Raw genomic sequence first — 22,301 nt, forward strand, 5'->3', positions numbered from 1 at the left:
TCGAGGTAGTTCATGAACAGTATCGCAAAGACATTTGGTGCCGCGGCGCTTGTTGCCAGCACTGTCCTTCTCGTCGGCATGCAGGTCCACGCGGAACCGAACCGCACGACGATGCCGGATGTCGGCAAGCTGATCCACTACACCACGGTGGAGCGTGGCGAGGTCACTGAACACATCATGACGACCAGGGAGGCCATCGAGGCGGTCCAGCGGGGAGAGCCAATCCCCGCCGGCACACATGTCGTGCTCGTCGATTACCGTGACGGAAGCGTCTTCCGCTACTTCGTCATGGAGAAGGGCAAAGACTGGGGCCTCGACTATGACGAAGCGCGCCGAACGGGCGACTGGCAGTTCCAGTGGTACAAGCCGGACGGTTCCATCAACATGGAAGAGAACACCGCGCGCTGTCAGCGGTGTCACACCTCGCGGGCTGACAGGGACTTCCTGTACACGTTCAACGACATGCGGCGGTTCGAATTCGAATGAACGGTGTCTTCCGCGTGCGCCTGATCCTTGATTTCATTGCAATCTGCTTGATCGTCGCGTGCCTGGCCTATTGGTGGCTGGACAACTTCGCCCATGAGATCTTTGGGACGGCCCTGTTCGCGCTGGTGATCGTTCACAACGTCTTCAATCGGCGCTGGTACGTAGGTGTGGCGAGGCGGAAGATGGATGTCGTTCGCGTCGTCAACATCGCAACGATCTTCGGTATGGCCGTCGCAATGACGGTCATGCTGGTGACGAGCCTGCTGATATCTCGCGACCTCTTCCCCTTCATAGCCCGCGACGGTGTCTTCGCCGCCAGGGAAATTCATATGTTTACGGGATACTGGGTACTGCTAATCATCGCCCTCCACCTCGGGACGCGCTGGCAGTTGGTGATGAACGTCGGCCGCGGATTGGTCTGTCTGTCCGATCGAAATCTCTATCGCACTGCGATCCTGCGATTAGTGGCGGTCGTCGTGGCGGCGTGGGGCGTGAGAAGTTCGCTGGAGATGGGGTTCGGGTCCAAATTGCTTCTAGAGTACTCTCTGGATATGTGGGACTTCAACGAGTCGAGTCTTGGGTTCTTCGTCAACTACGGCTCGATCGTTGGCCTCTACGCTGTCATTACCCACTACGGGCTGCTTATATTTAGGGTCGCACCCGGTCAATCAGTGGCCGACGCTAGCGGTAAAACGCAACTCGACCAAAAATCTTCCAGTGAAGTACAATTCAGAATCGTCAAAGATTCCGGTGGTCCGATTGCTTAAAGTGGTGGCCGGCAGTTCGTTTCCGCTCAAGAGCGTCATTCTTGCCGGCTGTTGCGGACATAAATATTTCATGGTCCGACCGACGCAATTACAAAGGACCTTGGAGGCCAAATCGGTACCCTGTCTCAGTGAGTTTTCGCCACGATTGACAAGGCTTCGTGGGTGAACCGATCTGTCAAAGCTTGGAAGGTCGAGCCGCTGCTCAGGCTTGGTGTGCATTCAATATAGCAGCTCTATCGGGCTAACCACGAACGGGAAGGTGTGGATCTGTCCCGCACCCTCCAGGTTCGTTGCCTTAGCTGAAGGAACGACCGGTCACTAGCTTTCGAGCTCCACAAGGCCGGCATGAGCAAATTTCGGAGTTCGCGGGCCGTAAATCGAAGGCGAATTTCTACGATTTCGAGTTATGAGCTGCATTTTAAGCTAGGGTCATGCCGCCATCGACATGAAGCTCGATCCCGTTGACAAAGCTTCCTGCATCGGAGGCGAGGAAGAGTGCGGCGCGCGCCAACTCTTCCGGTTGGCCGAGACGGCCTGCGGGGATCAGGGAAGCCATGTAATCCTCGAACGCCGGCCGCTCGGCCTCCGATACGCCCAGCTTGGCGAGGATCTCGGTCTCGACCGGTCCCGGGCTCAGGATGTTGACGCGGATCCGCCGCGACTTGAATTCGAGCGCCCAGTTTTTCGCAAAGGCGGCGGTTGCTGCCTTTGAACCGGCATAGACCGTATGATCCGGGAGGATCTTCGTGGCCGCGAGCGAGCTCGTAACGATGATGCTTCCGCCGTCGCGGATCAGAGGGGCGATTGTCTGCACGCCGAAGAACACGCCGCGCGTATTGATTGCGAAGTGCCGGTCATAGTCTTCCGGAGTCACCTCGGCGGAGGGTGTGAGATTGATGACCCCAGCATTGGCCATATAGATGTCGAGCCCGCCGAAGCGGCTCTTCACGGTGTCCGCCAGCCTGCGATGATCCTCGAGGTCGGCGGCATCGCCCACGAAGCCGATGGCCGACGGACCAATTTCTTGCACCGCGCGGTCGACGACATCCTGTCGCCGCCCGGTAATGATGACCTGCGCTCCTTCTTCCGTGAACAGCCGAGCAGTCGCCTTGCCGATCCCGCTATTTCCGCCGGTGATGACGGCGACCTTGTCTTTGAGGTGTTGCATTGTTTATCTCCTTTCAACGAGAAATTAGATAAACGCTGCCACCCTGCGTCATTAGATCATGGGCGGGCACATGATCTGTGCCGCGGAGGCGCAAATGCCGAACCTGCTCAACGAGATGCCCGGATTGATGGCTTTTGTGCGGACGGTAGAGGCCGGATCGTTCAGCGCGGCGGCCCGCGATCTGGGGACGACACCGTCAGCGGTGTCGAAAAGCGTGGCGCGCCTGGAAAAGAAGATTGGCGCCCGGCTGTTCCTGCGCTCCACACGCGCCCTGATGCTTACCCAGGACGGGCAGTTTTTCTTCGACCGCGTTGCGCCGCTGTTGCGGGACCTGGATTCAAGTGAAGAGGCGATCAGGTCCGACGTTGCGCCCTCGGGCCGCTTGCGCATCAGCATGCCTAACGAAATGGCGCCTCTACTGCTGCCGCGCCTCTTCGGAAGCTTTGCAGCCGACTATCCGAACCTGCATCTCGAAGTCGGACTGACGGATCGGTTTGTCGATCTGATCAGGGAGGACTACGACGTTGCGCTGCGCGTCGGAAATCCCGCTCCGGCGGACCTCATGGTTCGTCACCTGGCCAACCTGCCAATGACGATCGTCGGGTCTCCGACCTTTCTGAAAACCTGGGGCAATCCTGCAACTGCCGAAGCGCTGGCGGCTCTGCCCTTCGCCCGCTATGTACTGGGTGGCGTCACGCAGCCTCTGCGTCTGCCGGATGGGACGAGTTTCATTCCCTCCGGGCGCGTCGATTGCGACTCAGGAGCCGCACTCATTCAGGCTGCGCTCAGTGGGCTGGGAGCGGCCTATCTTCTGCGATGTCTGGTCGCGAAAGACCTGGAAGGCGGCACGCTTGTTACACTCGCGACGGGGTTCGCGTTCCCCAGCGCTCCCTTTAATGCCTTGCACGCCTTTGGACGCACGGTGCCGTTGCGCGTAAAACTGGTCTGCGATTTCATCGCCCGCGAGGCAAAAGCCCTCGAAGCCATCTGAGCAACTGATGTTGGGGTTGGTCAGATTCCAGGTCCTCCGCTCTCGCGCATCGTCGGGGGCAAGGTCTCCCATGCCCTGATCAGCTCGCCGATGGAACGGACCTCCATCTTGCGCATGACATTGGCACGGTGCAGCTTGACCGTGACTTCGCTGATGCCGAGGTCGAAGGCGATCTGTTTGTTGAGGCGTCCGCGCGTCACCACCTCGCGCAGGATTTCACGCTCGCGATGCGTCAGCGTCCCTAAACGTTCAAGATTGCGCTTGACGATGATCGCTTCCGCGCGCCGGGCCCCATCCAACGCGATAGCGGCTATCACCGCATCGAGCAGCGTCTGGTCCGACACCGGCTTGGTGAGGAAATCCACGGCGCCCGCCTTCATCGCTTGAACCGTCATCGGGATGTTGCCATGACCGGTCAGGAAAATGATGGGTTTGGCAATGCCACTCTCGGCCAGACGGTGTTGCAGGTGGAGCCCGCTTGCTCCTGGCATATGCACGTCCAGGATCAGGCAGCCCGGGCTATCCAATATGTCAACGGCGTTGAGCACTTCCTGGGTCGAGGCGAAACTGACGGGCTGGAAGCCAGCTGAGAGGATCAACTCCGACAAACCCTCGCGCACAGCTGCATCGTCATCGACGACAATGACAATGGGTTCGGCTGCATTATTCTTGTCCTGTGGTAACAGGAGGGCTGATTTTCCGGCCGACTGATTAATTCTCATGTCACCCTCCATCTCTCGATTTTTGCAAGGCCTCGCTTATGGCGATGAGCAGGGCAGGGGCATCGAAGGGCTTGCGGAAAAAGCCGTTAATGCCCTGGGCGCGGCCCTGATCTGCGATTTCGTGGCGGCCTGTAACCAGGAATACCGGCAACTCCGGACGCGCCTTCTTCACCCGGTCACGAAGTTCGAAGCCATTCATGCCGGGAATGCCGATGTCGGTGATGAGCAGGTCCAGGCCCGAAAGTTCGTGGTCGAGGAGGCCGCTCGCCGAACCGAAGCAGCAGGCCGCATATCCGGCGGATTCCAGAAGCTCTTCCAGCGACTCAAGCAGCCTCGGATCGTCGTCGACAACCGCGACCATCGGTCTTGTTTTCTCCATGCTTAGTATCCTCCTGCTCGGCGGGAGTGGGTGATGGGTATTCCCAATCGCTCAGCTATACGCACGAGATCGGCGAGCGATGCCGCCGGCGTTTTTTGCATCACATTCCTCCGGTGGATTTGCAGCGTGACTTCGCTGATCGACAGTTCCGACGCCGCCTGCTTGTTTAGGAGGCAGCTGACCACGAGCGGCAGCACCTCGCGCTTCCCTGGCGTGAGTTCAAGATATCGTTGTCTCAACTCGCTCAGTTCAGCCCGTTCGGATCGCTTTTTCCGGTCCTTCATGGCACGCACCGAAGAGGGATGTCGCGATCTCCGGTGAAGAAAGCGATTGGCGGATGATCTCCCTCGGCGATCTGCTCCATTGATATTGGGCAACTCGACATCAAGGCTCAGACGAGCGGGGACATCCGACTTCTCGGCAGTCACATACTCGCCCGCCGACCCGAAGGCGACGGTGCGCATGCCATAGGTCTCCGGGAGTTCGCCAAGCGCCTCCGTGATGCCCCCGTCGTCGTCGACAATGAAAACAACATAGTTATCCGTCGTCATGTCGCCGCTTTCGTTACAATTGGTAAGGTGAAAATGAACCGTGCGCCGCGCGGTTCATTTTTTTCGGCCCATAAACGTCCGCCATGTGCTTCGACGATCGAGCGACAAATGGCGAGACCCATGCCCATTCCATTTTCCTTCGTCGTGAAAAAGGGCTCGAAGATGCGGTCGGGAAACGCGATCCCGTTTCCATAGTCGCCTATTTCAGTCTGCACCTCGTCGCCCACTCGATGCGTGCGCACATCGAGGGCTTTTTCTCCTTCGATGGAATCCATTGCCTCCATGCCATTGCGAATGAGATTGACGAGGACCTGCTGTACCTGGATGCGGTCGACCGTAACCGGCGAAAGGTTGCTTTCCACGTCGATGTCGATCCGGATACGACGGCGCAAGGCCTCTCCGGCGACCAGGCTGCACGCTTCCGAGATGACGTCTGAGAGAACCAGAATGCCTCTGTTCTCCACCGATTGCTTGAAGAGGGCTCGAACCCGGCTGACGACTTCCGCCGCTGAATTGGCGTCGCGGATGACACGTTCGGTCGTGATCTTGGCGCGTTCGATATTGACAGGATCTGCCGAAAGCCAGCGGTAGCATGCATGCGAATTGGCGACGATCGCCGCCAGGGGCTGGTTCACCTCATGCGCGATGGAAGCCGAGAGCTCGGCAAGGCTCGCCGCCTGGCCGGCGCGCGCAAGCCGCTCCTGCGCCAGTCGCAATTCTTCCTGCATCCGAACCTCGCGGTCGACATCCAGGCAGATGACATTCCATTGTACGATGGCGCCGTCCTCGTTGCGCATCGGCGCGGCGCGCGTCTCGATCCAGCGATATTCGCCATCGAAGCGCCGCAGACGATGTTTCCTGAGATAAGGTTCGCCGCTTGCCAACGAAAGCGCATATTGCTCCTTGACGCCGGCAAGGTCATCAGGATGGACGCCGGCGTCGAGCGTTGCATCCAGCCGTGATTTCTCCCCGCCGTCTAATTCTTCAAGCTCATAACCGAGGAAATCGCGGAGTTGCTGGCTTCGATAGACCGGCTCGCCGTTTGGCGCAGCGCAATCGATCATGGCCGGCAGTGTTTCCACCAGTTGCCAGAGAAAGCGTTCCCTCTCGCGCAATGCCTCCTGTGCGCGCATCTCCTCTTCGATGTCGATTGAAGCAAAGTACCACTGTACGATTGCGCCGTCCGCGCCCCGCAGCGGCTGAGCGCGCGCCTCGATCCAGCGATAGCCGCCGTCTTTCAGGCACCGGCGAAACCGGTTGACGAAGGGCTGGCCAGTCGCAAAGCCTTTTTTTGCCCGCGCAAACATTGTTGGAAAGTCGTCGGGGTGAGCCACTTCCCGGGCCAGCGCATCGAAATCCTTGATCTGCGCCGTCGGCGCACCAGCCTGGTCCTGATATCGCTTACTGACATAGGTCATCTCGCCCGATGGCGCGAAGCTTAGGATGCTGAAGGGCACGGCCTCGATCATCTGCTCCAGCTGCTGCTTGCTGTTCCGCAGCGCTTCTTCAGCCTGCATAAGGTCGTCGATGTCGTGCGAGAGGCCGTACCACTGAAGGATGCGTCCGTCGTCATCGCGCATCGGCTCAGCGCTGCCTTCCACCCAGCGATAGACGCCATCCGCGCGTCGCAGTCGATATTTCATGGAGAATCGTTCGCCGGTCGCAACGCTGTGAAACAGCGCCTCGCTCATGCGTGTTGCGTCGCCCGGATGTACGACAGCCCCAATGACAGCAGCCAGAGGATGAACGCCTTCAACATTCACGCTGCCGGCGTTCAGGCCCAGAAAATCAATCAGTCGCTGGTTAAAAAAGTCTGGTACGCCGTCGGGCGTCAGCCGCCAGAGATAGCTGGGAACCATGTTCACGAGCTGCGAGAATTCCCGCTCCCGTGTGCGCAATGCCTCCTCGGCCTTTTTCCGCTCCGTGATATCGATAAAGCCGACCAGGCTCTTGTCGGCAATGGCGCCGGGGCGGGCGGTGGCGAAAACGACGTCCATGACGCTGCCGTCCATCCGCGCCACCCTGGTCTCCTCCTGGAAGACCTCTTCGCCGCGATAGCGTGCTTCGATGGAGCGGCGGATGGTGGCAAGGCCCGGCTGCCAGTAGCGAGTGATCGGCCCGCCCATTTCTTCCGCGCTCTTTGCGCCAAACATGTTGACGACATGCTGGTTGACCTCTTCGACTTCCAGGGCTTCCAGCGCGCGACTGAGGAATTCGGGATGCCCGTCAATGTAGGTTTCGAGACTGGTGACGCCCTGTGCCCGCAATTCCTTAAACATCGGTATAAGCTTGCCTGCGTCTACCTGGGTAAGCCCGATCGGCATATAGTGGAAGAGTTCGCGATAGCGACGCTCGCTTTGCCTGAGCGCCTCTTGCGCTCGGACCTCATCATCGATGTCGATGGAGATTGCAAACCATTGCAGGATGGCTCCGCTTTCATCCCGCAGAGGTTCCGCACGGCCATCGACCCACCGATAGACGCCGTCCGCACGGCGCATGCGATATTTCATGGAATAGGGTTCGCTCGTGGCCAAGGACTGGCGAACCGCTTGCAGCAAGCTGTCCGCATCGTCGGGATGGACGAGGTTCCGTACGGCCGTCACCAGTCGGCTTTCATTCGGCTTGTCCAACTGTTGCAGGTCAAGCCCGAAAAAGTCGATAAGGCGCTTGTTGAAGAAGGTCGGCTCGCCTTCGGGGGTCAACCGCCTGATATGAACCGGGACCATGTTCACGATCTGAGAGAGCTCCCGCTCTCTCTCCCGCAAGGTGGCCACGCTTTGGTGCAGGTTCGACAATGCCAGCTGATGCTGGCGGGATATGGCGGCGACGATAAGCGCTGAAAATGCCGAAATCGCCAGAAAAAGCTGTAGCATGATCTGCCTGTGGCGCTGGGTCTCGGGATCGCCGACAAACGGACTGGTGCCGGATATCGTGAATATCGCCGTGATCAGCGTGAGGAGGACCAGGATGACGACAGCCCCCTTGAGCTCGAAGCGCACTGCAACCCAAAGCAGCGGCGGCATGATGATGTAAGCAAAGGGTAGGTAGCCGCTGAGCGAAAGGGCGGCGACGCCGAGGAAGATCAGCCCAAGGACGCAGGCTTCAGCCAATCGGGCAGCCGAGAATTCAGCTTTGTCGCGCCAGTTCTGGATCACAATAAATGCCAGCGGTGCAACGATCAAAGCGCCGGTGGCGTCTCCGATCCACCAGAGCGGCCAGGCGCCGGTGAAGGTTTGCGAAAATATGCCGAACCAGGCGAGTGTCGCACTTCCCACGGTCGCGCTTACTACCGGCGCAACTCCGGCACACAGCACGACGAAAGCGAGAACCTCCTGAATGGTTTCCAATCGGATCGATCGCTTCAAGGTCCAGTTGACCAGCGAGGCACCGACCACTGCCTCAAGCGCATTGCCGACATATATCAGCAAGGCGGCAGGGAACGGGCTGTGGAACCACAGGACATTGCTGAGCAGCTCGGCGAAACATCCCGCTAGCACCCACCACGGCCAGGTCTTCCTCGGAACAAGAACGAGCGTGGCAATGAAAAGCCCGCTCGGAGCCCAAAAGGAGATACCGGTTCCGGGAACGATTGCTAGAGCCTGAGCGAAACCGCAACCCAGAACGTAGGCTACGATAAAAAGACCCAGATGCCGAGGGTGGGGACGATACGGCCAGACGGGCATCATCGGTTGCTCCGACAAAACAAATGAAACCTGAGACCGCCAGCGTTTCGAGCGATTTAATCTCGATATTGGCGCTGGCGGTCCCGCGTCGCACCCTAGTCTGGCCACCGCGCCGCCGCAACTTGCGGAAATCCATGTTTTGGCACCGTACCGTCTCCTTGGGAAAGGGCGCCGAGCCTCAATCAATGGCCCCGATATGTTGATCGCGAAGGCTATTGGAAAGGCCGCAGCAGCAGCTTGCCAGACGAGTGATGTCTCGTTGCTATCTCAGATGGAGCGATGGTGTTCATGACGGTGTTCCTACTCGATATCGAATGCCCGTGAAGCGGCCGAGAACTACGTAAAGGACGATCCCGAAGATCAGGATGTCCTTGAGGATCATTGCCGGACGTTTCTCTTGCGGCCGCATTCCACTGACCGGCGAAACCCCGGGCGATTGCCGCATGCGCATGCTTCAGCAGCAATTGCTCTACAGCGGCAGCAATCGTTCTGGCGCAGCCGCAGATCGGTTTCGATAGATCATGAGAGGACACGCCAGCATTGAGTGTGTCGCCGATCGCTAAAGACTTCACCAGCATTCACTCCGCTTCCCACGCAGGAAGCGTCCACCCAGGACATAGAACAGAGGAGTCTTCAAAGATGAACCAGATGATCAACAACACTCAGGAGGCAAGCATGAAACTGGACAACGTCTCACATCCCGCCAGACCGGCACCCGAAGAGTTGGTCCCGTCGCGCTACGCGGTGCGGATCGGCGAGATTGAAGTCCTGGTGATCAGCGACGGGGTGCTACCGCTCCCAACCGCGATGTTGGGCCACAACGCCGACCCGGCCGCCCGTGCCGCCTGGCTGGGCGACATGTTTCTGCCGCAGGACGCGTTCGACTGGGCGCTGAACGTCGTCGTAGTCCGTAGCGGCGAGCAGACCATACTCATCGACGCCGGGCTGGGACTCGACCCGGACTTGAACTTGCCACGTGCTGGGCAGTTGATGAAGCGGCTGGCGGCCGCCGGCATCGACCTTGCATCCGTGACCGACGTGGTACTGACCCACATGCACATGGACCACGTTGGCGGGCTGCTCGTTGACGGGGTGAAGGAACAGCTGAATCCGGACCTGCGGATCCACGTTGCCGCTGCCGAGGTCAAATTCTGGGAGTCGCCTGATTTCTCCCACGTCTCCATGCCGGCGGGCTTCCCGGACGCGCTTCGGGCGGCCGCCAAGCGGTTTGCCAAAGATTATCAGAGCCAGCTGCGGCTGTTCGAGGATGAGCATGAGGTGGCGCCGGGCGTGGTCGTCTCCCGTACCGGCGGCCACACCCCCGGGCACAGCGTGGTCCGCGTAGCCTCGGGCAACGACCGGCTGATGTTTGCCGGCGACGCCGTGTTCGCGGTCGGGTTCGACCACCCCGACTGGCACAACGGTTTCGAACACGACCCCGAGGAGGCGGCTCGCGTTCGGGTCCGGCTTTTACAGGAGCTGGCAGCGACCGGCGAACTGCTGGTGGCAACGCATATGCCGTTTCCTTCGGTTGGCCATGTTGCGGTCGACGGCGACGCCTTTCGCTGGGTACCGGTCTTCTGGGACTATTGACCGCTTGTTGAATTAAGGCCGAACCAGAACGTGCACCCTTGAAGGCCGTGTCCAGCTCGGCCTTCAAGCCCGAGCTTCAACCAGGTCTTCACCTATCCACTTATTGAACCACGCGCACCGCATTGGGCGCGCAGCAAATGGAGCGTCTTATGAAAATCGTGATTATCGGCGGAACCGGCCTGATCGGTTCAAAGACTGCAGAGCGCCTGCGCAAGAAAGGGCATGAGGTCATTGCCGCTGCCCCGAAAACCGGCGTCAATACCCTCACCGGCGAGGGCTTGGCGGAAGCACTGAAGAATACCGAGGTAGTGATCGACCTGGCGAACTCGCCCTCCTTCGAGGATAAGGCCGTGCTCGAATTCTTTCAGACGGCAGGCAAGAACCTGATGGCAGCGGAAATCGAGGCCGGCGTGAAACACCACGTCGCGCTCTCCATCGTCGGCACAGATCGGTTGCCGGATAGCGGCTATCTTCGGGCCAAGGTTGCCCAGGAAAAGATCATCCGGGCAGCCGGCATTCCCTATACGATCGTGCGTTCCACACAGTTCATGGAATTTCTCGGCGGCATCGCGCAAGAGGGCACGGTCGGCGACACGGCCCGCTTGTCGACGGGTTCCCTACAGCCGATCGCGTCCGACGACGTCGCCGATTTCGTGACGGAGGCGGCCCTTGCCGCGCCGGCTAACGGCATCATCGAAATCTGCGGCCCCGAGCGCGCGCGACTCTGCGATTTCGCGGCGCGCTACCTCAAGGCGATCGGAGATTCCCGCACCGTTATCGCAGATCCGGATGCCCGGTATTTCGGGACCAAACTGGAAGACGGTTCACTCGTCTCCGACAATCACCCTCGCATCGGCCGCATCGGTTTCGATGATTGGTTTGCGACAACGCCCAGAAAATAACGATCGGCGTATGGGCCGTCTAATAGGCAGCCCGGTGCCTCAGTCACGAAAGGACGATAGACATGATCAAGTCATTGCATTTTGCCGTTGCGTTGACGGCTCTCCTATCAGGTTCGGCTCTTGCACATGATACGCCGGGTGGCGGTGAGGGCGCGAAGGTTACACTGGTCTATGAGCATGAACTGCCGAACGTTCCCGGCAAGAGCATGAAGGGCGTTCTCGTCGAATATGCTCCGGGCGGTTTCTCGGAGGGCCATACACATCCAGCGTCCTCCTTCATTTACGCGACCGTTCTCGAAGGCGCGATCCGCAGTCAGGTCAACGACGGTCCCGTCACTGTCTATAGCGCCGGTGAAAGCTTTTCGGAATTGCCGGGCGATCGCCACGGTGTCAGCGAAAACGCCAGCAAGACCAAGCCGGCAAAGCTGCTCGCTGTCTTCGTGGTCGATACCGCTGAGCAGGAACTGACCTTCCCGATCAAGGAATAGGCTATCAGGCCGGGCCCGCAGTGCTGGTGCCCGGCCGCTTTTTGACGCAACCATAATCGGTGATTCCTGCCATGTTTGGTGATGACAATTTCGTGCCGCTTGTTCTGGTCAACCTTCTGGGAATTGCCGGCATCGTCGTGTGGCACATCCAGGGCAGCACCCGTCCGACGGGCCGTCTGATCGTCCAGATTCTGTTCTTCACCAACATGAGCCTCGTGCTCTACCTGGGGGGTATCGCTCCGCATCGGCCCGACGGTATCTACATGCAGGGTTTTGGCGCGCTGCTTTCAAAATCGGCCAGAATCCTGTGGTGGACCCATCTCGCCTGGACGGTCATCGGCTTCATCCAGATCTACGTCAGGTTGAACCGCAAGCCACGTGAGGCACATCTCATCCAGGATATGGCCATTGCCGTCATCTATCTCGGCGTGGCGCTTTCCGTCATCGGTTTCGTCTTCGGCATGCCGGTCGGCACCTTGGTTACGACCTCTGGCGTCATAGCCGTTATCTTCGGCCTTGCGTTACAAAATACACTCGGCGATGTCTTTTCCGGCATCGCGCTGACACTCGGCAGGGCCTATGCAATAGGCGACTGGGTTCAGTTGACCGACGGAACCGAGGGGCGCGTCATCGAAACCAACTGGCGCTCCACCAACCTGCTGACCGTTACGCACAACGTCGTCGTACTACCGAACAGCATCTTGGCAAAGCAGGGCGTGACAAATCTCAGCCGCCCTGACGAGACCCACCAGATCGCGTTGCGTGTGCGCATCGCTGCCACGCAAAGGCCACGCCTTGTCGAGGAAGTCATGTGGTCTGTGCTGCAATCCAGCGTCCTAATCAACAAGAATCCGCCGCCGGTCGTTGCCCTGAAAGCAATCGATGCGATCGCCATCGAAGTCGAGCTGCAGTTCCGCGTCGACAGCGTCGCCATTCGAACGCCTGCCAAGAATGAGATCGTCGACCTGCTTCATGACCAATGCAGAGCAGGCGGGCTTTCGCTGGCCATCCCTGCTGAAAGCCTTGCTTTCGTGCCGGCACCGATCGACAACCAATACTTGCCGTGAGTAACGACACGCACGCATCCCGGCCGGTCTAGGTCTGGATGGCCTGTTCCGGTGGGCACTGGGGCGACCTGCCAGAGCGATTTGGCGATTGCCGCACTGTCAAGCGGCGCCTCTATTGACTGGGTTGAAAGGGGCAATGCTGCAGGATCTCTTCGACAGCCCAGCCAGGATGCGATTTCGAATGGTTGTGCGTGTATGCCACAGTCATTCGCGCTCATCGGCATGCCAGTGGTACGCGCAGTCAAAAGGGGGGGCCCGATGCTGAAGGTCTGGGACCGTTTCAAGGCAGGCTCAGGCACCAGGCCCCATGTCGCGACCGACAGAAGAAACGATCGATGAGTTGACGGGGTGCTCCGCGAGCAGGCCGGAATATGGCGAGCTGCGCTCTTGCACAGAGCGCAGCTCGTGTTGTGATGCGATCAGAGGTCCGTCACACGCTCCGGATCGGCGGAAGCCAGCGCAGCGGCGCGCTCGGGCTGCGGCGGATAGATCCAGACGGTGTTGATTTCCTGCTTGGTCGCCTTCGCTTTCTCGCCGACCATCTCCACCTTACGATCCCAGCCTCGGGTAAAGAGGGCTCCGGCATCGCCGAGGTCAAGGCAGGTGACATAAGCTTCCTGATGATATTGCCGTGCTTGCACGCCCAACAGTTCCGCGGCGGCATTGTTGCCCGCGAAGGCGCCCATGCGTGTGGCGTGCTGGCACGACATCAGTGCGTAGTTGCCGCAGTCGTCGCAAGCGGCGCGCGCCGCATCCCCGGTGGCGAAGACACCGGGCACGGACGGCACGCGCAGGCAGCCGTCGACCAGCAGCCGGTCGAACTTGTCACGCTCGCCGGGAATTTTGGTGGTCAGCGGATTGGCCCGCATGCCTGCCGCCCAGATCACGGTCATGGTTTCGATATGCTCGCCGGTACTCAGCGTAACGCCGGATTCATCCAACGATGAAACGCCAGCATTGAGCCGCGTTTCCACGCCGAGCTTGCGCAGCGCCTCCTCGATGATCGGGCGAGGAGCTTCGCCCATGTCGGGGGCGACCGCGCTGCTGCGATCGATGATAATGACACGCGGATTGGCAGTTTTGTCGAAGAGGATCCGCAGCCGCGAAGGCATCTCGGTCGCAGCCTCGATACCTGTGAAACCGGCGCCGGCAACAACGATGGTGTCGCGCGCCGCCGAGGCCGGCATCTTCGCAAGCTCGTGCAGGTGGCGATCGAGGGCAATGGCGTCATCGAGGTTATCGACGCTGAAGGCGTATTCGGCAAGGCCGGGAATATTCGGGCGGAACAGCCGGCTGCCGGTGGCGAGCACAAGGCGATGATACTGAAGGGACTTTCGTTCGCTCTTGGAATTGACGAAGTCTACGGTGCAGGCTTTCGTGTCGATCGCTTCGACGCTGCCCTGCACGTAGGCGACATCGACGGCGTCAAATACATCCTGCAGAGGTGCCGTCAGGGTCTCGGGCTTGGGCTCGTAAAGCCGGGGGCGGATGACGAGTGTCGGTTCCGGGGATACCAGCGTGATTTCGAGCTCTTCGGGCGAAACGCCTTCGATATCGCGCAGACGGGCTGCGGAAAGTGCGGCGTACATGCCGGCGAAACCGGCGCCTACAATCACAAGTCTCATGTTATTCACTCCGTGGTCTGTCGTTTCAAAGGGTCGCGCGTCACCGTTGCCGCTCCCAATGGGCGGTAATCGATGGCGCGCGGATTGGTGAAGCGACGTTGCTTAGGCGGTGACGAAGGCCAGCATGTCGGCATTGACGACATCTGCATGGGTCGTGCACAACCCATGCGGCAGTTTCTCGTAGATTTTCAGCGTGCCGGCCTTTAGGAGCTTCGCCGACAACGGAGCGGAGGCGCCGATCGGGACGATCTGGTCGTCATCGCCATGCAACACCAGCGTCGGCACGGTGATGCTCTTCAGGTCCTCGGTGAAATCCGTCTCCGAGAATGCCTTGATGCCTTCGTAATGCGCTTTCGCGCCACCCATCATGCCCTGACGCCACCAATTTGAGATGACCGCCTGCGAAGGCTCGGCACCCGGGCGGTTGTAGCCGTAGAAGGGGCCACTCGGAAAATCGCGATAGAACTGCGAACGGTTGGCGGCCAGCTGGCTGCGCAATCCGTCGAATGCCTCGAGCGGCAAACCGCCGGGATTGGCTGCGGTCTTCAGCATCAACGGCGGCACGGCCGCAATCAGGATCAGTTTGGCAACGCGGCCCTTGCCGTAGCGCGCGACATACCGTGCGGCTTCACCGCCGCCGGTAGAGTGGCCGACATGGATCGCGTTGCGAAGATCGAGGTAGTCGATCAGTGCGGCAACGTCGGAGGCGTAGTGATCCATGTCGTGACCGTCGCTCACCTGGCTCGATCGGCCATGACCGCGGCGATCATGAGCGATCACGCGAAAGCCGTTGCCGAGGAAGAAGAGCATTTGATTATCCCAATCGTCGGAGCTGAGTGGCCAGCCGTGGTGAAAGACGATCGGTTGCGCGGACTTCGGTCCCCAGTCCTTGTAAAAAAGTTGAACGCCGTCGCTGGTTGTAATGGAGGTCATTGTGTTGATCCTTTGTAGAATATTTGTTTCTGCGCCGCCCGTCATCGAATCGGATGGACAGTTGCTAAAATCGGGTATGCAAGCCGCCACGGGTCGCCGCGTTGCGACTGACCCGTAGTCGTTGTCCCAGACCGTCCTTTGTCTCCGCAGGATCAATTGGTTGGGCGCAAGGATGGTTTAGCGAAACAGATCTGCGGCTGCGCCAGAGGGATTGGCGCGATTGCAGCGCAATTGCGGTTTAGCGGATGCGCAGCCGCTCATCGCCCGGCGTTTTACCGGTCAGCTTTCGAAATGGGGCGGCCAAGGCTGTTTGCGAGGCGCAGTCAAGCGAGGTTGCGACCAAAGCCATACCAGCGAGATCGCGCGGCATGGTCGTCGCGTGTTCGAGCCGATGGCGTGGCAGCGAGGAACGCGACTGTTCCGGAATCTGAGGCTAAGGCGAAAGGAGATTACGGTCAGCCGTGGCGGCGCCGCCAATCGGTCGGTGTTTCACCGGTCAATTTACGGAATGCAGCTGCGAATGCTGTTTGCGAGGCATAACCGAGGGAGGCTGCGACCAACGCGATCGAATTTTGAGGATCGCGCAGCATGTTTATGGCCTGCTCGAGCCGATATTGACGCAGCCAGTTGTGAGGCGAAAGCCCCGTGCTTTCCTTGAATGCGCGACAGAAATGAAAACGCGACAGCCCGGAATCGGCAGCGAGGGCGGCGAGGGAGACGTCCGCATCGGCGTCCGACCGCAATCGCTCGATTGCCCGGCGCAGCACGTTCGGTGCGAGGCCGCCGAGCGCCGGCCGATAGCTCGGTGCCTTGCCGGTATGTGCAGCCAGCAGGCGCGTGGCCAACAGATCAGTCAGCTGCTGCCTGAACAGTGTATCCAGTGCCCCATTGCCTTCCAGGACATCGGCTGCGCTCAGGAGCAATCGGGATGTAATGAGGTCCGGATGCGCCGTTCGCTCCAGAAGATCGGTCGGCGTAAAAATATCGGTTTCGTCAGCAATGCGTGTCAGTGTCGTGCGAGGGAGATAGAGCTGAACGACATCAACCGGTTTTGGAATGTCCCATCGGGAGCTTGATCCAGCCGGGATGATGATCACAACCCCGCGACGAAACGTTCCGCTCTCGACCGATCTTCCTGACCGCCGTTCCATGCGCTGTATCGCGCCGTTGTAAGCCATGATGACGTGGTCGGTCATGGGCTCGACGACGTCATGCAAGGGGCCATGATTCCAGTGGGCGATTGCACCGCCGGAGGGGTCTGCCGCAAGATGAATTGGCGCAGTCCGGAGAACGCGCGACATCTCGTTTGCAGGATTGTGGTCAGCAGCCGGCATTTCGTCCCGGCGCGCCTCGATTGTCTCAACCGACGAGCAAGGCAAGCTCATGGTTGCGCGCTCGCTGACTGACGCTGCTTACGCACGATCCCGCCAACAATCGCAGGATCATTGAGCATCCACCCATGGTGCCCGACGTTGTCAGTCCTACTACCCATGACACCCCCAATGTCGCGAACGGTGCTTTTGGTTGTTCGCGCGTTGTGTGATGCAGGGGAAATATCAAAAACTTTTGAGGCGGAAACCTATTCTCCAGGATAGGTTGCCTTCGCCATGGGGCTCGTTCTTAGTCACACGGGCCCGAGCGTCGCGCGATGGATGTGCCGCCCGCCTGAGGGGCCGATGTAAGGCATCAGGCTGTTTTACGCCGCGAGTTCTTTAATCCCTGACCTGTCGAGCTCTCGCTCGTCGTCGCCTTCCCAAGAGTGGAGGTATCGAGGTGCGATTGAGATTAGCCGAGGGCATCGGCATCCAGCACTTCAATTCCTGCTTGGCATATCAATGATCCGGCCGGGCGAGGAATCAGGCGCGCGCCAGCCTTCTGCACCGAACTGATCGCCATTCTACCGATACGCAGGTCAACTTCTGCTGCCCCCCGGTTCGGACGGGCGGATTGTGAGGATCCGACGGCCGTTTTTTTCGGCGGCTGGCCATGTCGCGCCAAGAGTCCTCCCGCTCGGCCATCTATTTTGGGGCCTTTTGGATCGCATAATGTATCGATCGGAACGTCGATGTTTCGGTTTCTTGCGCTCTGACTAAATAGCCAAGCGTATGCTAGGCCCGCCATCTCCACTGTAGTTGCCGTCGATGAAAATGACGCCAGCGGCTTCGAGCGCCGAACGAATGTCAGCAACCGCGCGCGCGGCATATCGGCCGGTCGCTGGTGAGGGCGGGGAAGTGAGGGGCGAGGTCCCGAAAACCTCGTTGTCTGCGATCAGCCGGCCGAAGAAGGGCAGGCGGGTGCGGCAGGATCGAACGACTGAATTTATTTGGTAGCGACTGTCGTGGCTCTTCTCGATTCCCTACTTGCTCGGCGCGAAGCGCCCTTCACGCCACCACAATCGGCACTTTGGTCGGCGACGCCTTGACCCGGTTGTAGAGGTCGATGACGTCCTGGTTGATCATGCGCACGCAACCGGAAGATGCTTGAGTGCCGATGGTCCACCATTCGGGTGAGCCGTGCACGCGATAGCCAGTGTCGTGGCCGTCCTTGTAGATATAGTGTGCGCGGGCGCCGAGCGGGTTGTCGAGGCCACCCGGCTGACCGCCCGTCCATTTCACCAACTCCGGCTTGCGCGCGATCATCTCTTTGGGCGGCGTCCAGGTCGGCCATTCCTTGGTGTACTGGATCTCCGCGCGGCCGTTCCATTCGAAGCCGGCCTTGCCGATGCCGACGCCGTAACGGATCGCTTCGCCGCCTTCCTGCACCCAATAGAGATGCCGCTCGTTGAGCCGCACCACGATCGTGCCCGGCGCCTCGCCGGTCGGATCGATAACGATCTGACGACGGAATTCCGGCCTGACCTTCTGGAATGGGATTGCCGGGATCACGATGCCGTTGTCGGTCAGCGAGGCATACATCGTGCTATTGTTGGTGATGTTGCTGTCGACGCTGATCGGTGGGATCGGGCGGATCGAACCGGTCGGCATGTGGTCAACGCCCACAGGCGGCATACCACCCGACGGCTCGATTGGTCCCAGCGATGGGAGTTCGAGCGTCGGAGAGCAGCCGGAGGCGCCAAGCAGGGTCATGACACCGAGGCCCGAAAGCACGGCGCGGCGGGAGACGGCGTAGCCGGACTCTGGTATAGTGGCGCCGGAGGACAGCGTGTGATCTTGCGGCTTACGCATGCACTCTTTACCCCCAAACGAACGGTCGGCATCATACCCACCGGATGGGCAGATTTTCACAATTCATGATTAAAGAAGCGTGAATCATTAACGGCGGTGCCCAGACGCTTCTCATTTGCAAGTGCAGGTCTTGTGGCACCATCTTGAGGGCTCGAGCGGCTGGATGGCATAACCCGCTGCTCGTCGGAGCCGCTACATTTTGGGTCCTGCGGGAGCAGTTCTGTGCTCCAGTGATCCCAGAGCGAGCAGCATGGGTCCGTGGTTAGGTTCTCTTCAAGAGCAGAGATTCTATGGTCGGCTTCCGGCCCATTGCGGACGTGGTCAAGGGATGCTCCGCAACATGCGTTGACAGTCTGGCATCCGCATGCCGACGCTGCCATGAATGAGCTTTATCAAGGGAGGTATCATAATGCAGAAGAATGCGCCGGATTTCAGCCTTGACGGCAAAGTGACGTTCGTGACGGGAGCGAGCCGTGGCATCGGTCGTGCTTGCGCAATTGCCTGTGCCGCAGCAGGGTCCGATATCGTCCTGGGAGTCCGCGACATCGCGGCGTCGGCTGGCCTGGTTAGCGAACTCGAGAGCGCCGGAGGCAAAGTCCTCCCGGTTGAGCTGGACATTCCCAATAAGGCCCATATCGCACAAGCAGTGGATGCGGCCCTTACAACGTTCGGTCGGATCGACGTCCTCATCAACAATGTCGGAGTGGCTCCCGGCAATCTCGCGGAACTTGTTGAGGAAAAGGACCTTGACCAGATACTCGATGTCAACATCAAGGGCACCTTTCTGATGACGCAGGCAATAGGTCGGCATATGATCGAGCGTAAAGAGGGCCGGATCATCAACATCAGTTCGCAGGCCGGTACAGTGGCACTGCGCGGCGAGGCGATCTATTGCATGAGCAAGGCGGCAATTAATCACCTGACGCGCTGCCTTGCAGCCGAGTGGGCGCGCTACAACGTCACGGTAAATACCGTATCGCCGACCTTCATCCACACCGATGGCACCGCACCTTTCCTATCCAATCCCGACAATCGCCAAGCGACGCTCGGTCACATTCCACTCGGCCGGATCGGTGAAACCGACGATGTAGTGGGTGCCGTGGTCTTCCTTGCGTCACCGGCTGCGAGCCTAATCACCGGCGCGAACCTGCTGGTGGACGGTGGATGGTCCGTCGCCTGAGGCGGGGAGGGGGGCTGCGTTCGGCGACGGTCCTCACATCTCAAGCGACTTGCGGGGGGCACACGAAATGTTACTGGCCAGGCTGTGCGGGAAAGCCGAAATGGCCGGGAAAGCAGGGAAACCCTTTTGTCGCGGGGGCCCCCGGCGCTGCAATTACTCCAAGTGTTCAGCGCCGCTACTGCGCAGAAGCCCGGATGGCGGCATCACCATCAAATCGGCCATAGCGGTCTTTGGTTGATAAAGGTCAAGGAACGGCGCGAACCCGCTTTCTCCAGGCGGGGGCGGTGTAAATTTCTCTGTCGCCCTTTGCCCGTTATGGACAGCTCCGAATTGGCTCAGTGTGCTTGGTTCAAAACGTGAAGGACTCGACGCATTTTTGTTCTTGGCGGGTGAGTGACCTCTAAGTTTCAAAACGCGTCGCGAGTTGGAAAGGCGATTGATCGCGTGCCAATGTTCACGGCGGCATGCCTGCCTTCAGGAGCCCATGTCGGAACAAATCCAGTTGCTCCGGACGCTCCAGCAGCAGCCCTCGCCTGATGAAGTTGTCGGTCGAGAAATCGGAACAGAGACCTAGCAGATGGCTTTTTGCCTTTTCGGTCGCGATCGGGTCACCTGCTTGTGCGTAGCAGGCGACCAGGCGCGCGCATGTGAATGGGCCCGGGTTTGGTAGTTCTTCTAGCGCGGCAGCGGCTTCCGCGTAGCGGCCAGCAAGATAGAGGGCGTTGCCAAGGGCGGCGCTATACCATCGCGGCGGAAACGGATTTAGCCGGAACCCTTCCTCGATCCATTCCAGCGCTTCATCGAGTTTGCCGCGTCGGGCCAGTAGGCCGCCCATTTGCACCAGTGTGTTGGCGTCGTTGGGATTCATCTGATAGGCCCGACGATAATGTCGCTCACCCAACTCAAATTCGCGTCGGTTAACGTGAATGAGTGCCAGCAATCGCTGGCAACCACTCTCGCCTTCGTCGAGGGTTACCGCCCTACGTGCCAGGGCCAGCGCTTCGTCAAGAACGTCGGATGGTGAGTTGGCGTAGCCGTTCAGCGCAATTTTCGCTAACGCGAGATGGGAAAGTGCCAATCCGAACTGCGGATCTCGCTCGAGTGCCGCATTGAACATCGTGAGCGCCTGTTGATTGTCGTCCTTTTCATAGCTGCGCATATGCACCAGACCCCGCAGGTAATACTCGTAGGCGGCCAGGCTGGTTGTCGGTTTTCGCAGTGCCTGGCGAACATCCGCGCACTCGATGTGTCCCACAAGGGTGGCGACAATCGTCCGGGTTAGTTGATCCTGAACTGCGAATAGATCCTGAACATCGCGGTCGTAGTGTTCAGACCACAGCTGCGTTCCGGAAACCGCTTCGACGAGCTGGGCCGCAATTCTTAGTCGCTTACCTGCGCGGCGAACGCTGCCCAGGACAAGGTAAGTCACGCCCAACTTCTTGCTGATCTCATTCAGGTCCGAGTGCCGGTCGCGAAAGCGGAACGACGAGCTAGCATCGATGACGGTGAGCGAACGAAACCGCGCAAGGCCGCATATGACATCCTCAGTCATCCCGTCACTGAAAATTTCGTCGTGCTGCGATCCGCCCAAATTCTCAAACGGCAGAACAGCAATAGATGTCGGCCTGGCCAGAGAGCCTATCGATGGTCGGGCTAAAGGTGCGTCTCCCCAATGCCAGACATGGAGGGGACGGGCGATGTTCTTGAGTGATATCTCGCCGCCGTCGACAAATTCAGAGTGGCGGCCTGAGGTAAGCTGACGGTGAACGAGGTCAGAAATACATATGCCACCGGGCTCGGCCGCCGCCTCCAGGCGGGCTGCGACGTTTACACCACCTCCCAGGACATCGTCACCTTCGATCACCACATCGGCGAGATTGATGCCGATCCTTAAAACAAGCGGGAAATCAACTCTCTGGTTTTGCCGACGGGACTCAAGCTTCGATTGAATTGATATCGCACAATCCACCGCCTCCACGGCCGAGCTGAAGACGACGAGGGAGCCATCGCCCATCAACTTGACTATCCGCCCCCCGCGGGCATCAACATTGGGGTGAAGAACTGAGGATTGCAGCCGTTTTATAGACCGAACTGCTCGCGTTTCGTCGGCTTCCATGAGACGCGCATAGCCGACGACATCGGTCGCCATAATGGCCGCCAGCCGCCGTTCGACGCGTTGCTTCGCCATCGCGGGTCTCCGCATGAGATGACGGAAGATATTATCGCACTCTCAAGTACTGCAAAAGGTGCCGGCTGCAAGTTACTGCCAGTGCGGGCGCGTACTCGCATGGCTGAACCGCAACAATCCCTACTGGCGTGCCGGCTGGTCGGAATCATAGCTGATTAGGACTTTGGTTTTCTACCTGAGCGCAAAGGCGGCGGGCGCGACGAATTCGTGTCCACTTGAGCAAACAGTTCGACGACATTTACCCCGAGGACATTCGCCAGAGCCTCTAGGTCGTGTGGACACTTACCTGATCCAGAGGACGATGGCTGCGATTGTGACGACGGCTCGGTAGTTTTGTGCCGTTTTCTCGTAGCGCGTGGCTACTCTGCGGAACTGTTTGAGTTTTGAGAAGCA

At 59.5% G+C, this 22,301-nt stretch carries 18 protein-coding genes and 4 pseudogenes; 9 read left to right on the forward strand and 13 right to left on the reverse strand.

Annotated features, from left to right (window positions below; all coding sequences use genetic code 11):
• Positions 1–12: 12 nt before the first annotated feature.
• The gene (locus AC244_RS14375) at positions 13–486 is read left to right on the forward strand and encodes a cytochrome P460 family protein (protein ID WP_053249500.1); all 474 of its coding nucleotides are present in this window, start codon (positions 13–15) and stop codon (positions 484–486) included.
• Positions 483–1,253, forward strand: coding sequence for a DUF4405 domain-containing protein (locus AC244_RS14380; protein WP_063934106.1), 771 nt, complete (start codon positions 483–485; stop codon positions 1,251–1,253). Before AC244_RS14375 ends, AC244_RS14380 begins: the two co-directional genes overlap by 4 nt.
• A 418-nt stretch (positions 1,254–1,671) precedes the next feature.
• On the opposite strand, the gene AC244_RS14385 is transcribed toward AC244_RS14380, so the two are convergent.
• Positions 1,672–2,421: an SDR family NAD(P)-dependent oxidoreductase gene (locus AC244_RS14385; RefSeq protein ID WP_053249501.1), complete on the reverse strand. Its 750-nt coding sequence runs from the start codon at positions 2,419–2,421 to the stop codon at positions 1,672–1,674.
• 58 nt (positions 2,422–2,479) lie between these two features.
• Here AC244_RS14385 and AC244_RS14390 point away from each other — a divergent pair, with 58 nt between their 5' ends.
• Positions 2,480–3,412 carry a LysR family transcriptional regulator gene (locus AC244_RS14390; RefSeq protein ID WP_053249502.1) on the forward strand — a complete coding sequence of 311 codons (933 nt, stop codon included), beginning with the start codon at positions 2,480–2,482 and terminating at the stop codon, positions 3,410–3,412.
• Positions 3,413–3,432: 20 nt separating this feature from the next.
• Here the strand turns inward: AC244_RS14390 and AC244_RS14395 are convergent, their stop codons facing one another.
• The 5 genes and pseudogenes from AC244_RS14395 to AC244_RS37155 all read right to left on the reverse strand — a co-directional run bounded on the left by AC244_RS14395 (position 3,433) and on the right by AC244_RS37155 (position 9,325).
• Positions 3,433–4,134, reverse strand: coding sequence for a response regulator transcription factor (locus AC244_RS14395; protein WP_053249503.1), 702 nt, complete (start codon positions 4,132–4,134; stop codon positions 3,433–3,435).
• Position 4,135: 1 nt separating this feature from the next.
• Positions 4,136–4,513, reverse strand: a complete 378-nt coding sequence (locus AC244_RS14400; protein WP_053249504.1) for a response regulator — start codon at positions 4,511–4,513, stop codon at positions 4,136–4,138.
• A 2-nt stretch (positions 4,514–4,515) separates the two neighbouring features.
• Positions 4,516–5,064, reverse strand: a pseudogene (locus AC244_RS14405) (response regulator transcription factor).
• Positions 5,061–8,750, reverse strand: coding sequence for an MASE1 domain-containing protein (locus AC244_RS14410; protein ID WP_053249505.1), 3,690 nt, complete (start codon positions 8,748–8,750; stop codon positions 5,061–5,063). Before AC244_RS14410 ends, AC244_RS14405 begins: the two are co-directional and overlap by 4 nt.
• 209 nt (positions 8,751–8,959) lie before the next feature.
• On the reverse strand, positions 8,960–9,325 hold the full coding sequence (locus tag AC244_RS37155; RefSeq protein ID WP_161807868.1) for a hypothetical protein: 366 nt from the start codon (positions 9,323–9,325) through the stop codon (positions 8,960–8,962).
• Positions 9,326–9,386: 61 nt separating this feature from the next.
• Here AC244_RS37155 and AC244_RS14415 point away from each other — a divergent pair, with 61 nt between their 5' ends.
• The 4 genes from AC244_RS14415 to AC244_RS14430 all read left to right on the forward strand — a co-directional run bounded on the left by AC244_RS14415 (position 9,387) and on the right by AC244_RS14430 (position 12,797).
• Positions 9,387–10,340 carry an MBL fold metallo-hydrolase gene (locus AC244_RS14415; protein WP_053249506.1) on the forward strand — a complete coding sequence of 318 codons (954 nt, stop codon included), beginning with the start codon at positions 9,387–9,389 and terminating at the stop codon, positions 10,338–10,340.
• Between the two features lie 149 nt (positions 10,341–10,489).
• Positions 10,490–11,242: an SDR family oxidoreductase gene (locus AC244_RS14420; protein ID WP_053249507.1), complete on the forward strand. Its 753-nt coding sequence runs from the start codon at positions 10,490–10,492 to the stop codon at positions 11,240–11,242.
• Between the two features lie 62 nt (positions 11,243–11,304).
• Positions 11,305–11,730, forward strand: coding sequence for a cupin domain-containing protein (locus AC244_RS14425; RefSeq protein WP_053249508.1), 426 nt, complete (start codon positions 11,305–11,307; stop codon positions 11,728–11,730).
• A gap of 71 nt (positions 11,731–11,801) precedes the next feature.
• Positions 11,802–12,797 carry a mechanosensitive ion channel family protein gene (locus tag AC244_RS14430; protein ID WP_053249509.1) on the forward strand — a complete coding sequence of 332 codons (996 nt, stop codon included), beginning with the start codon at positions 11,802–11,804 and terminating at the stop codon, positions 12,795–12,797.
• Positions 12,798–13,216: 419 nt separating this feature from the next.
• On the opposite strand, the gene AC244_RS14435 is transcribed toward AC244_RS14430, so the two are convergent.
• The 5 genes and pseudogenes from AC244_RS14435 to AC244_RS14450 all read right to left on the reverse strand — a co-directional run bounded on the left by AC244_RS14435 (position 13,217) and on the right by AC244_RS14450 (position 18,540).
• The gene (locus tag AC244_RS14435) at positions 13,217–14,422 is read right to left on the reverse strand and encodes an NAD(P)/FAD-dependent oxidoreductase (protein ID WP_053249510.1); all 1,206 of its coding nucleotides are present in this window, start codon (positions 14,420–14,422) and stop codon (positions 13,217–13,219) included.
• 102 nt (positions 14,423–14,524) lie between these two features.
• Complete coding sequence (locus AC244_RS14440; RefSeq protein ID WP_053249511.1) at positions 14,525–15,355, reverse strand: alpha/beta fold hydrolase; 831 nt, start codon at positions 15,353–15,355, stop codon at positions 14,525–14,527.
• Positions 15,356–15,810: 455 nt separating this feature from the next.
• Positions 15,811–16,740, reverse strand: coding sequence for a helix-turn-helix domain-containing protein (locus tag AC244_RS14445; RefSeq protein WP_053249512.1), 930 nt, complete (start codon positions 16,738–16,740; stop codon positions 15,811–15,813).
• Positions 16,741–17,051: 311 nt separating this feature from the next.
• Positions 17,052–17,373 (reverse strand): annotated as a pseudogene (locus AC244_RS35250) (hypothetical protein).
• A 363-nt stretch (positions 17,374–17,736) separates the two neighbouring features.
• Positions 17,737–18,540 carry a L,D-transpeptidase gene (locus AC244_RS14450; protein ID WP_053249513.1) on the reverse strand — a complete coding sequence of 268 codons (804 nt, stop codon included), beginning with the start codon at positions 18,538–18,540 and terminating at the stop codon, positions 17,737–17,739.
• Between the two features lie 409 nt (positions 18,541–18,949).
• Between AC244_RS14450 and AC244_RS14455 the strand changes: the two genes are divergently transcribed.
• Positions 18,950–19,720: an SDR family NAD(P)-dependent oxidoreductase gene (locus AC244_RS14455; protein WP_053249514.1), complete on the forward strand. Its 771-nt coding sequence runs from the start codon at positions 18,950–18,952 to the stop codon at positions 19,718–19,720.
• Positions 19,721–19,783: 63 nt separating this feature from the next.
• Positions 19,784–19,958 (forward strand): annotated as a pseudogene (locus AC244_RS36420) (IS1595 family transposase); the annotation flags it as partial.
• A 216-nt stretch (positions 19,959–20,174) separates the two neighbouring features.
• Here the strand turns inward: AC244_RS36420 and AC244_RS14460 are convergent.
• Positions 20,175–21,908, reverse strand: coding sequence for an adenylate/guanylate cyclase domain-containing protein (locus AC244_RS14460; protein ID WP_053249515.1), 1,734 nt, complete (start codon positions 21,906–21,908; stop codon positions 20,175–20,177).
• A gap of 282 nt (positions 21,909–22,190) precedes the next feature.
• A pseudogene (locus AC244_RS35255) lies at positions 22,191–22,301 on the reverse strand (IS5/IS1182 family transposase); the annotation flags it as partial.

The organism is Ensifer adhaerens (assembly GCF_001270265.1).
Taxonomy (GTDB): Bacteria; Pseudomonadota; Alphaproteobacteria; order Rhizobiales; family Rhizobiaceae; genus Ensifer; species Ensifer adhaerens_B.

Bases quoted from the DNA above. Each gene is read 5' to 3' on its own strand.
- AC244_RS14445 (WP_053249512.1), bottom strand. From the start codon at position 16,740: ATGAGCTTGCCTTGCTCGTCGGTTGAGACAATCGAGGCGCGCCGGGAC.
- AC244_RS14430 (WP_053249509.1), top strand. From the start codon at position 11,802: ATGTTTGGTGATGACAATTTCGTGCCGCTTGTTCTGGTCAACCTTCTG.
- AC244_RS14390 (WP_053249502.1), top strand. From the start codon at position 2,480: ATGGGCGGGCACATGATCTGTGCCGCGGAGGCGCAAATGCCGAACCTG.
- AC244_RS14385 (WP_053249501.1), bottom strand. From the start codon at position 2,421: ATGCAACACCTCAAAGACAAGGTCGCCGTCATCACCGGCGGAAATAGC.
- AC244_RS14440 (WP_053249511.1), bottom strand. From the start codon at position 15,355: ATGACCTCCATTACAACCAGCGACGGCGTTCAACTTTTTTACAAGGAC.
- AC244_RS14450 (WP_053249513.1), bottom strand. From the start codon at position 18,540: ATGCGTAAGCCGCAAGATCACACGCTGTCCTCCGGCGCCACTATACCA.
- AC244_RS14425 (WP_053249508.1), top strand. From the start codon at position 11,305: ATGATCAAGTCATTGCATTTTGCCGTTGCGTTGACGGCTCTCCTATCA.
- AC244_RS14460 (WP_053249515.1), bottom strand. From the start codon at position 21,908: ATGGCGAAGCAACGCGTCGAACGGCGGCTGGCGGCCATTATGGCGACC.
- AC244_RS14400 (WP_053249504.1), bottom strand. From the start codon at position 4,513: ATGGAGAAAACAAGACCGATGGTCGCGGTTGTCGACGACGATCCGAGG.
- AC244_RS37155 (WP_161807868.1), bottom strand. From the start codon at position 9,325: ATGCTGGTGAAGTCTTTAGCGATCGGCGACACACTCAATGCTGGCGTG.
- AC244_RS14395 (WP_053249503.1), bottom strand. From the start codon at position 4,134: ATGAGAATTAATCAGTCGGCCGGAAAATCAGCCCTCCTGTTACCACAG.
- AC244_RS14455 (WP_053249514.1), top strand. From the start codon at position 18,950: ATGCAGAAGAATGCGCCGGATTTCAGCCTTGACGGCAAAGTGACGTTC.
- AC244_RS14435 (WP_053249510.1), bottom strand. From the start codon at position 14,422: ATGAGACTTGTGATTGTAGGCGCCGGTTTCGCCGGCATGTACGCCGCA.
- AC244_RS14380 (WP_063934106.1), top strand. From the start codon at position 483: ATGAACGGTGTCTTCCGCGTGCGCCTGATCCTTGATTTCATTGCAATC.
- AC244_RS14410 (WP_053249505.1), bottom strand. From the start codon at position 8,750: ATGATGCCCGTCTGGCCGTATCGTCCCCACCCTCGGCATCTGGGTCTT.
- AC244_RS14375 (WP_053249500.1), top strand. From the start codon at position 13: ATGAACAGTATCGCAAAGACATTTGGTGCCGCGGCGCTTGTTGCCAGC.
- AC244_RS14415 (WP_053249506.1), top strand. From the start codon at position 9,387: ATGAACCAGATGATCAACAACACTCAGGAGGCAAGCATGAAACTGGAC.
- AC244_RS14420 (WP_053249507.1), top strand. From the start codon at position 10,490: ATGAAAATCGTGATTATCGGCGGAACCGGCCTGATCGGTTCAAAGACT.